The sequence below is a fragment of the Autumnicola lenta genome (assembly GCF_031846515.1).
Taxonomy (GTDB): domain Bacteria; phylum Bacteroidota; class Bacteroidia; order Flavobacteriales; family Flavobacteriaceae; genus Autumnicola; species Autumnicola lenta.
Genome location: NZ_JAVRHO010000001.1, coordinates 216,342 through 231,134, shown reverse-complemented (window position 1 = coordinate 231,134; position 14,793 = coordinate 216,342). Strand labels below are relative to the sequence as shown.

Below are 14,793 nucleotides of genomic sequence, written 5' to 3'. Positions count from 1 at the left end.
CTGGATAAGAAAAGAAATGTGAGAATCCCCATAAATAAATATGTCTTCCCTACACGAATCAAATTGTTTGTTTTTGAGTATTAAATTCTCTTTTCCATAAAATTAAGTAATATGAAATAGTTGCCGAAACCACTGAAGTTAAATTGACCATAAAATACAGAATATATATTAGCAGACTACCTCTCACAGTTTTGTAATGTCCAGACATAAAAAAGCCTTACATAAAAATGTAAGGCCAAGAATATAGTATTTAAAACTAGTGGTTAAGCTTGTTTTACGTTAACCGCGTTTAATCCTTTTCTTCCTTCTTCGAGATCAAACGTTACTTCGTCATTTTCTCTAATTTCGTCGATAAGACCATTTGCATGTACAAAGTACTCTTTGTTTGATCCTTCTTCTTTGATAAATCCAAATCCTTTTGTGTCGTTGAAGAATTTGACTGTTCCTTTATTCATTATAACTTAAATTTAATTTGGTCAAAGATAAATATAATTATCGAAAAACCACTTATTTATAAATTTTTTATTAAAATTTTTTATCTGAGGCTTCAGGTAAAAATGGTCATTTGAATATGTTGTACAATTATTGACCCTGTAACATTTCCTGCATTCTTTGTTGCATCTCAGGATTTGTTTGTAATGCCATAGCCAGTTTTTCATATCTTTCCATGGTAAAGCCCTGCTCTGTAATTACTTCTTCCATTCTTTCCTGAAACTCACCTTGCATTCCTTCGATTTTCTGAACAATCGCTTTGTACTTTTCCATTTCGTCTGCGCTTGCATCCAGTTCTTCGTTAGGATTCATAGAAGTCTGGTACATTTCATTAAAACGTTGTATTTCAAATCCTTCACTTTCTACCACCTTCACCATCTTTTGCTGAGCTTCCTGGTTTACCATCCTTAGGCCCTGATAAGCTTCTGCAAATTTAGCAAGCTCTTCGTTATCAACATCTACTTCCACTTTTTGCTGTTGCGGCATTGGCTGGGTCTGTGCAATGGCATTCATAGAACCAATAAGTGCGATAAATACGAGTAGGCTTGCAATTTTTTTCATTTTAAGCATAATTTAGTCTCTTTAATTATTTCAATTTTTTCAAACATATAAAAATGTGAGTCGGCTCAAAAGCAAAACAGACGATAATTCCCCTTTTTTTTAAGAAATTAACAATGAATGAGCCTTTTTTGTAGTCATTTTCTTCACTTTAAATAATCAAATCTTTTTTTTTGCAGAAAATTAATACGAGGATACTGTTGTTTTGAAATATCAGAAACCTCTGGCCGATAGCACTTCCAGATTGATAGGTTCCCCAATCTCATCTTCAATCTTTGTTTTTATTTTCCTTATTTCATCGCTTTTTAGTGTCTCCGAATTTACCAGGGTGAGGGAAACACGTAAGGTATCAGAAAACCTTACTCTTACATCCCTTACCACCACATCATTCACTGTGGTTCCTTCCAGCTTTTGAGTAATATTAGCTTCTTTTTTTATTCGGTTAAAAGAAAGGGAAAGGGGGACCATCACCAGCCCAATAACTATTAAGGTGTAGACAAGGCCCATTCGCGCTTTTTTAAAAGGAGCAAAACCAAGTACAAGAAAAGTTATTCCGGCAAACATTATAATTCCTGCAAGATTAGTAAGGTAAAGTAAAAAAGCACCTGAAAAAACTTCCCAATCCCACCAGCCCACACCAATTCCCGCTACTGCTAAAGGTGGGACAAGTGCAACTGCAATTGCGACTCCGGCAAGACTTTTCGCTATTCCTTCTTTAGCATGGGCGTAGGCTGCGGCAATACCAGAGGCAACTGCAATACCCATATCTAAGAGGGTAGGAGAGAGACGGGCAGCAATTTCAGAAGTAGTGATCTTTAACGGAACTGTAATGCTGACTGTTGCGGCAAATAATAAGGACACACCTGTACCTATTAAAATGGTAAGTATTCCCTGTTTCAGCATACGGGTATCATACCTTACCATTCCCATAGAAAATGAAACAATGGGGGCGATAATAGGAGCCAGGATCATTGCGCCTATAATTACAGGAGAGGAATCTGCAAAAAGTCCAAAGGTGGCAATTAGCGTAGAGAGAATCATCATCACTACGTATATAGATGTAGTTCTGGAGTTTTCACGTAAAACTTTAAAAAGGTCCTGGAATTCTTCAGCTGTTGCTCTGGGGAGGATTGGAATTGTTCTTTTTGATAATTCTTTCCGTTTTTCTCCTGTGGGTAAGCCTTCTGTTTTTAAACTCTTTTTTTGTTCAGGTCCATCTTTGGTGGTACAGTAAATACTTGCTTGCTGTATACACAGGGCTTCCTGCTGGATTCTAAATACTATTTCCTTAGCTTCCTCTTTCTTGCCATCGAGCGTAAATTCCACCGGAGCAGGGTTGTCAATTTTCAATTCTGCAGTCCGCAGATGTCCTATAAAAGGAGGTAAGTTGCTAAGTTTTTTTTGAAGGGGAATCAGGCTCCGGAATAAGAACCATAAAAGTTCCAGGAGATTTTGAGGGCTAAGAACAAGAGTGTTAAATAACCCGTCATTCATTGCGTTCTCAGAGATTAAGCGTTTGGCTACTACCGAACCCAGCGGATGTTCTACCACGATGATGCCGAGGGCAGAAGTACTTATTATTTTCTCTTCTCCAGCACTTATCGTAAAAGCCTGGTGGGAAAGCGAAGAAAGCCTCCGGATATTTTTTAGAAAAGAATATACTTCAGAAAAGAAATTATTCGAATTATTATCTTTTGAGAAAATAAAGACATTACCAATGTTCACCGACTGAAACACCGGGATATCATTGCAGAAAAGCATGTCTAAATGTCTTGTTTCTCCCGTCTCTACAATTTCTTCTATTGCTGTTCCAAGATCGCTGGACAGGCCCAGACCTTTTATTGTATGTGTGTTTTCGGGATGTGGAAGTATCCCCACTTTCCATTCGTTTTTGGATGCCTGTGGCAGGAAGTCACGTAGATCTTCACTGTTAAGATAGCAACAAATTATATCATTTTCCAGGGGAGACAGCTCCGTCGGAGGATAAGTTACGGTCTTGACCTCTACAGATTCAAGTAGTGGTAAAATTTCTTCTTTTACCTGTTCCTGATCTTCCGGTTGATGTAATAAATATAGCATAGGCTATGTGATGGTTCTTAAGCCAAATTAATATAAATTACTACTACAGGTAAGTTTTTAACCTCAGTTTTGGAAAACAACTGATCTAAGGTTGAGATCAGGGGCACTTGCTAACGATATCATTAAAGTCAAACAACAGCTATCTCATCTGTTAGCCTGTAATTTTTGATAAACTCTAAAGCTGCGGAGAGTTAATAATGACAGTGTGTTCTTCTGAATTATCATATGAAAAAGGAAGTTCAAAGAAAAAATCATCAAGATTTTCTCCATTATTTACAGCTCTTAAAAGATACGGTGCTTCAGCTTCCAGATCATGAACGACTTTTTCTTCCCCTGTATTAATTATTCCATTGTTCACAAACCCGCGTGTATCCGTCGTATTGTTTACATATATGATAATCTCCTCTTCAGTTTCGTTCCTGACGACAAGGTCATATCGCATTATATCTTCAGTTGCATCATCGTCGTCGCTGCAGGAAAAGCTGCAAACCAGGAAGAGAGTTGCCAATAGGGAAACTATATACTTTTTCATTACTATAATTTTTTGTTTTTAATATAGCAAAGATTTTTTCGTATCTCTCCCAACAAGATTTTAAATTATGTTATAGTTCTCAATTTGACTGGAAAACCGGCAAATAATCATAAAGCTGAAAAGAGAAATGAAGAAAAACAGACTTATGTTACTTCTGAATTATGAAATCAATGCTGTTGTTTCGGCCAGAGAGTTGAAGTTCCCGCTACTTCAACACATATTGTTGATCTGGTTCCACGTGGATAAGCACATCAGAAATTTCAGGAAATTTTTCCTGTAATTCACTTTTTAGGTTATGAGCAATAGCATGACCTTTAGTAACTGTAATATCTCCTTTCACAATAAGATGAAGATCAATATGGAAAAATAATCCGGCTTTTCTCACAAAACACTTTTCAATAGCTATGACACCGTCCACAGAGTCTGAAATCGTCCTGATCTCTTCAATAAAATCATCATAGAGATGCTCATCCATAATTTCGCTTAGAGCAGGACGAAAAATCAGAAACGCATTGTAAACAATAAATCCTGAAGCTAATAAAGCCGCCCAGTCATCTGCAGTTTCGTAACCTTTGCCCATATAAACGGCGATGGAAATTCCAACAAATGCCATAAGGGAAGTAATTGCATCGCTGCGGTGGTGCCAGGCATCGGCTTTAAGGGAAGTACTGTTGGTAGTGTCACTTCTTTTTGAAACAAAACGATAAAAAAGTTCTTTAATGATTACAATAATTCCCAGAACTATAAGTGTATATTTTTCCGGGATTTTATGCGGTGTCTGGATGTTAATAATGCTTTCATAAGCAATAATGGTAGCAGAAACTAATAAAAATCCGACTACTGCAAAGGTGATTAGCGGCTCGGCTTTTCCATGGCCGTAGGGATGATTTTCGTCTGCCGGCTTGGTAGAGTATCTTATCCCGAAAAGCACTAAAACAGAAGAAAAGACGTCTGTAGTAGATTCTATTGCATCTGCAATAAGAGCATAAGAATTCCCGAATATTCCTGTAATACCTTTGGCAAGGGCCAGCAGAACATTCCCCAGTATACTGAGATATGTAGTCCTTATTGCTACTTGTTTTTTGCTTTCCATCTGCCAAAAAAGTGTAGTAAATTTTGGCGCAAGTTACATAAATCAACAGGAAAAATGCTTCTCATATTAGCAGAAACTGCGCTATTGATCCTTTGGAAAAGATTCCTTGCTGAGTAGAATTCCGTAGGGTTTTAGAGCAGGGACATGAAGCAAAATTACGGTGATAATCGCCATAATCGGGATGGCCAATACCATTCCTACAACTCCCCACATCAAGTTGCCAATTACTACAACGAGAATTACAACAAAAGGGTGGAGATTTACACGATCGCCAACTACGTAAGGTTCCAGCACATAACTTTCCAGAAATTGTGCAATTCCAAAGGTAATTAACACTCCAATTAGAACTCCGGTTTCTCCCGAGGTAAGATAACCAAAAGCCATGGCCATGGCGAGCCCTATCATATTTCCTATGTAAGGGATTAGACTTAAAAATGCAGCAATAATACTTACTAATACAAAATTATTAACTCCTGATATTCCTAAACCTACAGCGTACAAAATGGCAAGGAAGGCAATAAGCATTAATCTTCCAACCAGGTATTGGGGTGCAATTTCCGTACACTTACCAACAACTTTCTTTACTTTCTGTCGCTTTTCCTCGGGAAATAAATGCAGAATAAACTCATTCAGTTTATGCCTGTAGTTAAGAAGAAAGAAAATATAAATAAAGGTAAGTAGGTAATTACCAATGGCTCCCGTTAGCGTACCAAGAAAACTGGCTGCTTTTTTTCCTGAATTTTCTCCAGAACCTCCTACAATAGGAATATCAGTGTTTTTAGAAGTACTTCTAGAATCTGATATCTGAAGTTGCTCCTCATTTAAAGGAGTGTTTTTTTGTGCAAAATCCTTTAACTGCTCAATCTTGGGTTTCATGGTTTTCTTAATATCCGGCCACTGCTCTACGAAGTTTTTAAGTTGAAAAGAAACTAACGCAAGAAATCCAACAGAAACAAGAAAAATAAGGAAGGCGCTTATTAAAGATGCCGCAGACCGGCTAATTTTGCGCTCCATGATTCTGGCCAGAGGGAGCATTAAGAGTGAAAGGATAACGGCAGTTATGAAGGGAGATAAAAAGCCTTCCCCCTTTGAAAGTCCAAGAAATAAAAAATATAATCCTACAACAATTATCGTGGGATACAGGAGAAACTTTTTGCCTTTGGACATTTTAATCTGATTTTTTATGAAGATACAAAAGAACTAAGTCTTCATGTTTAAGAATTCGTTAAAGCAGCATCAGAGGATTAGCTCTCTTCTTCCTCAACCACTTTGGTCTTGGCAGGAGCGCTTATGATATTATGAATTTTTATATGCTGCAGGAGCATAATGGTTTTGCCGTCTTTAATTTCTCCTTTCGCTATTTTAGCATAGGCATCCTCAAAATCCATTTCCAATACTTCAATATCTTCCTGCTCTTCCTGCAGCCCACCGCCTTCACTCACCTTCATGTCTTCTGAATATTCTCCAATAAAGAAATGAATAAGTTCTGTGACAGATCCTGGCGACATATAAGAATCAAAGATTTTTTGCGCTTTGGGAATTCTGTAGCCTGTTTCCTCTTCAGTCTCTTTAATGACGCATTTTTCCGGATAATCTTTATCCAGTAATCCGGCACAGGCCTCTATCATCATGCCGCCGGGATTGTTGTTCAGATAAGTTGGTAAACGGAATTGCCTGGTGAGGATTACTTTTTTTGTGCACCTGTTGTATAGAAGTATACAGGCGCCGTCACCCCGGTCATAGGCTTCCCTGTTCTGTATTTCCCAGGAGCCGTCCCTTCTCTGGAAATCATAGGTTATTTCGTTTAATAAAGCCCATCTGTTTGATAATACTTCTGTTTTCTTAATTTTTATCTTTTCGCTCACACCTGTTTTTATTATTTCGTTTTTGTTGAAGGATACGGCCAACAATGTTACGCAAGGCTTTGCAAACTTTCTAATGCATTAGGTTTATTTTATAAAACTTATACCACTTTTAGGAAATTTTTAAATTGTATCTGGTCAGAAGGCCCGGTAAGCTCTCGAGTGAAAATTTGGCATTTTTAAGCCTGTTCTCTTCAGGATTTATCGTGATATTCTCACATTTTCGGAAATCTGCGCCTTCGAGGATAGAATTTCGGAAAGTAGCATTGTTCAGGTCCGCATTGGTGAAGATAGCACCGGTTAAATCTGCTCCGGAAAACTCTACCTGCTCCAGTTTGCAGTTATCAAACCTTGTTTTTTTCATTTTAAGCTGAAAAAATGAAGAAAAACTGAGATCACAGGCTTCAAACCTGAAGGAAAGCAGAAAATCACTGCATTCTTCAAATCTTAAGCCTAAAAGCTTACAATTCTTAAAGTTACAGTCTCTAAACGAAGTACCGTTTAGTGCGGAAGAACTAAAATCACAATCTTCAAATTCACATTCCGAGAAGATAACTTCTCCTAAATTCAGATTGGAAAGAACGCACCCTCTAAAATGGCAATTTTCGTATTCAGTAAAAGGTTTCTCGTTTCTGAAATCCAAACGTTCGTACTCCTGATCTGCTGCGTAGCTTTCATCCATAACGGCTACTCAGGAATTAGTAATCTGAATATTCAGTTGGATACAAAAATAGAATATCTGCATGGGAAACATTGTGGGAAGGATATTCAGGTCGGGAACTGAGTTCCTGCCAGCCTTCAGATGAGCCAAATTGTTCCCAGTGCTTGTCACGGCTTTCTTTATTGGGAAAAGTGGTCATGTACATAAGGTTGGGCATATCTGGTCCAGAAATTACTTCCGCATAAAAAACAGCGTTAAAACCAAGTTCATCAAAAATTTCCACTTCGCCGTCATTAAACATGTCCACCTTATTCTGAAAAAGCGTTTCTGTTGGAGATTCGTAACTACGCAACTCGTAAATCCTGTCTTCCCTTGGAACTTCTAAAGCAGAAGCCTGCATTTGCGGCATATCTTCAAAAGCTTTTAATAAGATGGACTGGAACCGAAGATATGGTGCATCTTCGTAAGCCGAATTTATAAAATTCTCAGCTTTCTCAAGAAAGTCGTGATTCTGTCCAAGTTCCTGGTTTAAATTTTTCCATTGTTCCAGCGAATTAAAAGGAATAAGCACATAAGTTTTTTTAATGGTGTCGTTTTCCTCGTACTGGCGCGGTTTAAATACTCCAATATTTTGGATTCCCGTTTCTTTTAAAGCAGGTAAATAAGCATTTTTTAGATAATCATCTGTTCGCTCTACCTGCGCTTCATCCTCGAAATGGTAAATTTTTAGCTGGTAAAATTCCTGATCTTGTGCATTGGTAATTGCCGTAAACAGTAAAAGGAAAAAAGCAACGGTAGGTTTGATGATTTTGATCATTTCTGAATTTTGAAGGGTGGAGTCACTAAGATATTCTAAAAAATGTAAAATCAGAAAGTAGTCCGGTTTTTCTTTTGTTGAAGCTACCCTCCTAAAGCGAATTCCTTCAGCACATCCCATGTTTTTCCGTTATGTTTAAAAAGCGTAAGGTTTTCGGCCACAAAAGAAGCACTAAATTCACGTTTCTTATATTCCGGCCAGGCATTTTTGAATTCTTTCCGGCTAAGATCACGTGTGGCAATAGTAATATGCGGATGGATATCTAAACTCTTTTCCCGATCTTCCATATAGATTGTTGAAGCTAAAACCTCCTGAATGTTTTTATGTAACTGAAGGACCGGCGAAGGGTTAGATACATTCACATAAATTACCCTGCCCGAAAAATTACCAAAGCCCGATAATTGTAGTTTTAAAGCATTGGCTTTATCGGCTATTTCCTGCAAAGCTTCTGTTAAAGCGCCTTCATTTTCCCCATCCATCTTAAACGGAATCTGAAGCGTGATATGTGCAGGTAATCTCAGTGCTTTTTCAGAATTGTACTTTTCTTTTATCTCTTCTTTTAACCTCCGTATTTCATTTTCCAGTTCATTATCAGGAACAAGAGCGATAAAATAAAGCGGAGCCTTCGTTTTTGCCATTTTCGTGCAGTTGTTCTAGTTCCAGTTTATTTTCAGGTACTTTTTTATACGATTTTTAAAGGCTTTAGGTTTTTCAGCATAAATGAGTGCTCCCTGCAGTTCAGCATTCGTCCTTAGATGGTCGCTGTATTCTTTTATTAAAGCGTGGATCATCTCTTTTTGCTTGTCATCTTTAAAGTTGAAGTCGGAATTCACTAATTTTTCATCCAGCAACATAAGATCGTGGTCGTCACCAAGATAATCGGCTAATAGATGAATTTCTGCCTCCAGAGTTTTGAAGAGTTCCGGCCAAACGTCCTGAAGCAGTTCACTGTGATGCCACAGGTATTTTGCCCTTTTTCGCCATTCATGAAAAGTTTCCGGATTAGGATTGGCATAAGCCTCTTCCAGGGCATTGGCTCCCTTTTCGTAAACCCTCTTAAGACTAGGCAGGATAACTGCAATATCTGAAGATTTTACCGGCCATTCTTCCAGTTTTTCCTTTGCATTCTGCAGTTCTTCTACAAGATGTTGTGAGAAAAAATCTTTTTCCTGAAGCTCTTCTGTCACCGTATCTCTTTCCTTTTCCAACTCCTGTGTAATGCTATCAAAAAATTTCACATAAACATGATCGCCATACCTTTCTTTCAGGATATCCACAGTTTCTATGTGTGCCGTAAGGTCTCTAACTGGCGCGAGTTCCCTTCCAAGATCCCGAAAGTAAACATTGATTTTTTTATATTTTTTCTCACCCATCTCGTCCCTTACAAGCCTGGCAAGTGCGCGGAGCTTCTTAAGGCGTTTGCGAATGTCGTGGACCGCTTCATGAATTTCTGCCTTTTTAAGAGAAGTAAGGCAGGCCTCTATTTCTTCAGAAGCAATTCTAGTAATGTTTTCGTCAAGGCTTTGCTGTTTTTCCAGTTTGTAGCTCATTTCCCGATTTTTTCCTTAAGATACAGAATAGCAGCAAAGAAAAAGGTTAGGATTTTATTAAAACTGAAGGTCTTTCGGGTGAAAGAAACGCTTTTTCAATAAAACTTCAGAAGAAATTACAGAAAACAGAATTTATTTACAATTTATATGTTCCTGCAAGGTTTTTTGAACCTTGTAGGTATGGCAAGTAAATACACCTACAAGGTTTCTCAAACCTTGCAGGAGGTAAAAGAAAAAAAAGAGACTGCTCTAAAATGCCAATTATCGACCTGCAGTTTGATCCATGGCTTATAAAGACTGTGCACTTTCCACATTAATGTCAAGATCTACGGGAACCTGGTGTTTTGACTCGCCACAATTAAAGTAACAGTGTGGTCAATTGGTTACTGTTTTGATCTTCTTATTTTTGTTGGATATTGCTGGGTATCGAAAATATCTACAATTTCGATCTGATTTTTATCTATGTTTATCCAATAAATAATCTTATAAGTCTGATGAACTAAATACCTGAATTTCAGTTTACTGTCCGCTAATAATTCTTCAATTTGTCCAATTTCCGGTTGCTTTAGAAGTCGAAGTGTTTCTGTGACTATTTTTCTGGTTTCGTTTCTTGCAACTCTGAGACTGGCGTTTTCTTTTAAATACTTAAAGTTTTTTTGAAGTTCATTTTTTGCGAAATCGGTCCAGAATATTTTTAGCTCCATTTTTCAATGTCAGCTAATAAATCATGTACCTCGGTAAACTTTCCTTCTTTAGAATCTTTCATGGATTCATCAATTCTTTTATTAAACTCCTTTACAGTCATAGGGGAAAATTCTTTATTTCCTGACAACTTTTGCTCTTTCTTTAAGAGGTTTTCAAACCTGGCAATAGCTTGCTCGCTTTGGAGTTCCAAAAAATCCTGAATAAATTCTATTTTTCTAGCCTCTAAATTCATGTTTCAGCTTTTATCAAAAATACAAATTCTAATTTTATCATTTTGTGCTGAACTAAAAATTTATCTTGATTAACTGGAAATGAAGGTGAAAAAAATGTCCTGCAAGGTTTTTTTGAACCTTGTAGGTATGGCAAGTAAATAAACCTACAAGGTTTCTCAAACCTTGCAGGAGGTAAAAGAAGAAAAAAGGAGACTGCTCCAAAATGCCAATTATCGACCTGCAGTTTGATTCATGGCTTATGAAGACTGTGCACTTTCTACATTAATGACAAGATCTACGGGAACCTGGTGTTTTATAAGATCGTCAAAGGTTTCCCTTTTTCTTATTAAATGTGCTTCGCCTTTGTACCACAAAACTTCTGCCGGGCGATATCTTGAGTTAAAATTGCTGGCCATAGAATAGCTATATGCCCCGGCATTGCTAAAGGCGAGAATATCACCTTCGGTAATTTCAGAAATGCGCCTGTTGCTGGCAAATGTGTCTGTTTCGCAAATATATCCTACCACAGAATAAAAACGTTCTTTCCCTTCAGGATTTGAAATATTGGCGATATGATGATGCGATCCATAAAACATGGGGCGGATAAGGTGGTTGAAACCTGTATCGATTCCTGCAAATACGGTTGAGGTTGTTTGTTTAATAACGTTAACGCGAGCAAGGAATTTTCCGGCTTCGCTTACTAAATATTTTCCCGGCTCGAAGGCTAAAGTAAGTTCCCGGCCGTATTCTTTGCAGAATGCTTCAAATTTTGAGGTAAGTTGTGCGCCAAGATCTTCAATATCTGTTTCGATATCCCCTTCTTTGTAAGGCACTTTGAAGCCGCTGCCAAAATCAAGAAATTCGAGGTCTTTGAAATTCCTGGCGGCATCAAAAAGAATTTCTGAAGCGTGTAAAAATACGCCGATGTCCAGAATGTCACTTCCTGTATGCATGTGGATGCCGTTGATGTTCATTCCGGTATTTTCTACAATCCTAAGCAGGTGCGGCATTTGATGTATGGAAATGCCAAATTTTGAGTCAATATGGCCAACAGAAATTTTGGAATTACCTCCCGCCATCACATGCGGATTTATCCTGATACAAACAGGAGTTTCAGGATGTCTCGTCCCGAATTGTTCTAAAATGGATAAATTATCGATGTTTATCTGCGCTCCCAGAGCGGCAACCTTTTCGATTTCTTCCAGAGAAACGCCGTTTGGTGTATAGATGATCCGGGAAGGATCCACACCGGCTTCAAGACCTAATTTTACTTCCTGGATGGACACCGTATCGAGTCCGCAGCCAAGAGAGTTGAGAAGCTTCAGAATAGAAATATTGGATAGCGCCTTTACCGCATAATGTATGCGCAGTTTTTCTACATTAAAAGCACTGGTTAAGCGGTTGTACTGTGAGATGATTTTTTCAGCATCGTATACATAAACCGGACTTCCAAATTCTTCGGCTACAGCTAAGAGGTCTTGATTGTTCATTTGTTCTGAATTATGAGGTGGCAAAAATACAGGAGAAATTGGATTTTCGGCAAACGGAATTTGAAAAATAACCAATTCAGTAAATTTGTTATATAAATCAGGTCTGCAGCGCTACTCTTTGTGTATTCCTTTTTCTAATCCAGATTACTCCCATGGCAATAAAAATACCTGCCCCTGCCATTCCGGCTCCAACCCAGTCTGCAGAGGTAAACCCATAACCATAGGCGATTGGCAATCCTGCAAGATAAGCTCCGGAAGCATTTCCCATATTAAAAGCACTCTGATTTAAGGAAGATCCCAGCATTTCTGATCCTTTAGCTGAATTTATCACCGCCATCTGAATAGGAGTGGAAAGCGTAAACGCTACCGTTGCGATGATGAAGGTCATCACGAGTACTGCAATTTTATCTGAAGCCAGATAAGTATTGGCAATAAGTACGATCACCATTAAAGCGAGACTGATTAAGACAGAATATATAGGAGAAAATTTTTCAGCAAGTTTAGCGCCAATCAGGTTACCCAGCACCATACCAAGCCCCGCAAGAATCATGGCGTAACTTACTATACTTTCCGGGTGACCTGCAACTTCAGTGATTAGCGGGGCTATATAGCTGTACCAGGCAAAAAATCCGCCGGTTCCCACGGTAGTAAGTAATATTACCATCCACAGTTCCAGTCTTTTTAAAACCTTCAGATCTTTTATAATTCCGTTGTTGGAAGGACGGGATAATTCCGGCATCCAGAATTTAATGCTCAGAACTGCCAAAACTCCGACTACACCCACAGCCATAAACGAGACGTTCCAGCTATAGTTATGTCCTAAATACGTTCCGAAAGGTACTCCCACGACGTTGGCAACGGTAAGCCCGGTAAACATTGTGGCTATGGCCCGTGCAGATTTCCCCGGCTTTGCAAGTTGCCCTGCAACTACGGCTCCAATTCCGAAGAAAGCACCGTGAGGTAAACCAGATAAAAAGCGGGAAATAAGTAGTAAGTGATAAGAATTGGCAAAGGCAGAAAGGGTGTTAAAAACCGTAAACCAAACCATAAGCAACATTAAAACTTTATGTGCAGGCCATTTTGATCCTATTCCGGTGAGCAACGGAGCGCCAACAACAACCCCAAGAGCATAAGCCGAGATGAAATGCCCTGCCTGTGGAATTGTGATATTAAGAGCAGTGGCGACATCCGGAAGGATTCCCATAATCACAAACTCGGTCATTCCAATACCAAATCCTCCAATTGCCAGAGCTAATAATGCTTTATTCATGCAAGAAAGTTAAAAGCGCAAAAATACGGGAGAATTCCTGATTAGAACAAAATAGACAGAGAAAGTTACGATAACCATATAGTTGATGGGGGGTGCTTAAAATATATGCCATATAATTAGAGGTGAGTAGTGGCTTTGTTCTTTAAGAAACTTTTGAGCGGTTATGAGTTAATCAAAAAAGATTGGTACAATACTATTGTATTTGTTACTTTTGTGAACCATAAATAATACAGAAGAAATACCTGATTATGAATATACACGAATATCAAGGAAAGGAAATACTGAATAGCTTCGGAGTTCGAATCCAAAGAGGGATTGTTGCTCACAATGCGCAGGAGGCAGTGAATGCTGCAAAAGAATTAACCGAACAGACCGGGACTGGCTGGCACGTAATTAAAGCACAGGTTCACGCCGGTGGACGTGGTAAAGGTGGTGGGGTGAAACTTGCCAAAAACCTTAAAGAGGTTGAGGAAATTGCACGAAACATTATCGGGATGGACCTGGTAACTCCGCAAACGAGTGCTGAAGGTAAAAAGGTACACCAGGTACTTGTTGCTGAAGATGTATATTATCCGGGGGAAAACGAGCCAGAGGAATATTATATGTCTGTATTGTTAAATCGTTCTACAGGTCGTAACATGATCATGTATTCTACTGAAGGTGGAATGGATATTGAAACTGTTGCTGAAGAAACTCCGCATTTAATTTTTACGGAAGAAATAGATCCTTCTGTTGGACTTTTAGGATTTCAGGCACGTAGAATAGCTTTTAATCTTGGTCTTAGTGGTACAGCTTTTAAAGAGATGGTTAAATTTGTAAGCTCTCTTTATACTGCTTTTGATAAATCTGATTCTTCGCTTTTTGAAATCAATCCGGTTTTAAAAACCAGTGACGATAAAATTATGGCTGTTGATGCAAAGGTAACTTTGGACGACAATGCACTTTTCCGTCACAAGGATTATGCTGAAATGCGTGATATACGTGAAGAAAATTCTACTGAAGTTGAAGCTAAAAAAGTCGGACTAAACTATGTAGCCCTTGATGGAAACGTAGGGTGTATGGTAAACGGAGCCGGACTTGCAATGGCAACAATGGATCTTATTAAGCAGGCAGGTGGTGAACCGGCTAACTTCCTTGACGTTGGAGGTACTGCAGATGCTAAAAGGGTAGAAGAGGCTTTTCGTCTTATACTTAAGGATGATAAGGTAGAAGCTATACTTGTAAATATCTTTGGTGGAATTGTACGTTGTGATCGTGTTGCACAAGGTATTGTAGATGCTTATAAAAATATGGGTGACGCTATAAATGTGCCAATTATCGTAAGGTTACAGGGAACTAATGCAGATGTTGCCAAAAAATTAATAGATGAGAGCGGACTTGGAGTGCACAGCGCTGTACAATTCCAGGAAGCTGCAGATAAAGTACAGGAAGTACTTTCTTAAATAAAGAGCTTAAGCTTAAGATTACTGAAG

The 14,793-nt window shown here is 38.5% G+C and carries 16 protein-coding genes; 1 reads left to right on the top strand and 15 read right to left on the bottom strand.

Annotation, left to right across the window (positions count from 1 at the left end; translation table 11 throughout):
• Positions 1-263: 263 nt before the first annotated feature.
• The 15 genes from RM545_RS00990 to RM545_RS00920 form a co-directional block, all read right to left on the bottom strand.
• Positions 264-455, bottom strand: a complete 192-nt coding sequence (locus RM545_RS00990) for a cold-shock protein (RefSeq protein ID WP_311484924.1) — start codon at positions 453-455, stop codon at positions 264-266.
• A 127-nt stretch (positions 456-582) separates the two neighbouring features.
• The gene (locus tag RM545_RS00985) at positions 583-1,053 is read right to left on the bottom strand and encodes a DUF4168 domain-containing protein (RefSeq protein ID WP_311493396.1); all 471 of its coding nucleotides are present in this window, start codon (positions 1,051-1,053) and stop codon (positions 583-585) included.
• A gap of 210 nt (positions 1,054-1,263) precedes the next feature.
• Positions 1,264-3,129 carry a TIGR00341 family protein gene (locus tag RM545_RS00980; RefSeq protein ID WP_311493395.1) on the bottom strand — a complete coding sequence of 622 codons (1,866 nt, stop codon included), beginning with the start codon at positions 3,127-3,129 and terminating at the stop codon, positions 1,264-1,266.
• Positions 3,130-3,304: 175 nt separating this feature from the next.
• Complete coding sequence (locus RM545_RS00975) at positions 3,305-3,661, bottom strand: hypothetical protein (protein WP_311493394.1); 357 nt, start codon at positions 3,659-3,661, stop codon at positions 3,305-3,307.
• A 205-nt stretch (positions 3,662-3,866) separates the two neighbouring features.
• Entirely contained in the window at positions 3,867-4,754 is an 888-nt protein-coding gene (locus RM545_RS00970) for a cation diffusion facilitator family transporter (RefSeq protein ID WP_311493393.1), read from the bottom strand.
• Between the two features lie 81 nt (positions 4,755-4,835).
• Positions 4,836-5,921 carry an AI-2E family transporter gene (locus RM545_RS00965; protein WP_311493392.1) on the bottom strand — a complete coding sequence of 362 codons (1,086 nt, stop codon included), beginning with the start codon at positions 5,919-5,921 and terminating at the stop codon, positions 4,836-4,838.
• 77 nt (positions 5,922-5,998) lie between these two features.
• Positions 5,999-6,619, bottom strand: a complete 621-nt coding sequence (locus RM545_RS00960; RefSeq protein ID WP_311493391.1) for an NUDIX domain-containing protein — start codon at positions 6,617-6,619, stop codon at positions 5,999-6,001.
• A 109-nt stretch (positions 6,620-6,728) separates the two neighbouring features.
• Entirely contained in the window at positions 6,729-7,298 is a 570-nt protein-coding gene (locus RM545_RS00955; protein ID WP_311493390.1) for a pentapeptide repeat-containing protein, read from the bottom strand.
• 16 nt (positions 7,299-7,314) lie between these two features.
• Positions 7,315-8,094: an NIPSNAP family protein gene (locus RM545_RS00950; RefSeq protein WP_311493389.1), complete on the bottom strand. Its 780-nt coding sequence runs from the start codon at positions 8,092-8,094 to the stop codon at positions 7,315-7,317.
• Between the two features lie 83 nt (positions 8,095-8,177).
• Entirely contained in the window at positions 8,178-8,732 is a 555-nt protein-coding gene (locus RM545_RS00945; protein WP_311493388.1) for a 2'-5' RNA ligase family protein, read from the bottom strand.
• Between the two features lie 15 nt (positions 8,733-8,747).
• A complete protein-coding gene (locus RM545_RS00940; RefSeq protein WP_311493386.1) occupies positions 8,748-9,644 on the bottom strand; it encodes a CHAD domain-containing protein in 897 nt (298 codons plus the stop codon).
• 383 nt (positions 9,645-10,027) lie between these two features.
• Positions 10,028-10,348, bottom strand: a complete 321-nt coding sequence (locus tag RM545_RS00935; RefSeq protein ID WP_311493385.1) for a type II toxin-antitoxin system RelE/ParE family toxin — start codon at positions 10,346-10,348, stop codon at positions 10,028-10,030.
• Positions 10,339-10,581: a hypothetical protein gene (locus RM545_RS00930; protein WP_311493384.1), complete on the bottom strand. Its 243-nt coding sequence runs from the start codon at positions 10,579-10,581 to the stop codon at positions 10,339-10,341. Before RM545_RS00930 ends, RM545_RS00935 begins: the two co-directional genes overlap by 10 nt.
• A 237-nt stretch (positions 10,582-10,818) precedes the next feature.
• Positions 10,819-12,051, bottom strand: coding sequence for a diaminopimelate decarboxylase (lysA, locus tag RM545_RS00925; protein ID WP_311493383.1), 1,233 nt, complete (start codon positions 12,049-12,051; stop codon positions 10,819-10,821).
• Between the two features lie 97 nt (positions 12,052-12,148).
• The gene (locus tag RM545_RS00920; protein ID WP_311493382.1) at positions 12,149-13,321 is read right to left on the bottom strand and encodes an MFS transporter; all 1,173 of its coding nucleotides are present in this window, start codon (positions 13,319-13,321) and stop codon (positions 12,149-12,151) included.
• Positions 13,322-13,569: 248 nt separating this feature from the next.
• Between RM545_RS00920 and sucC the strand changes: the two genes are divergently transcribed.
• Entirely contained in the window at positions 13,570-14,763 is a 1,194-nt protein-coding gene (sucC, locus tag RM545_RS00915) for an ADP-forming succinate--CoA ligase subunit beta (protein WP_311493381.1), read from the top strand.
• Positions 14,764-14,793: the final 30 nt, after the last annotated feature.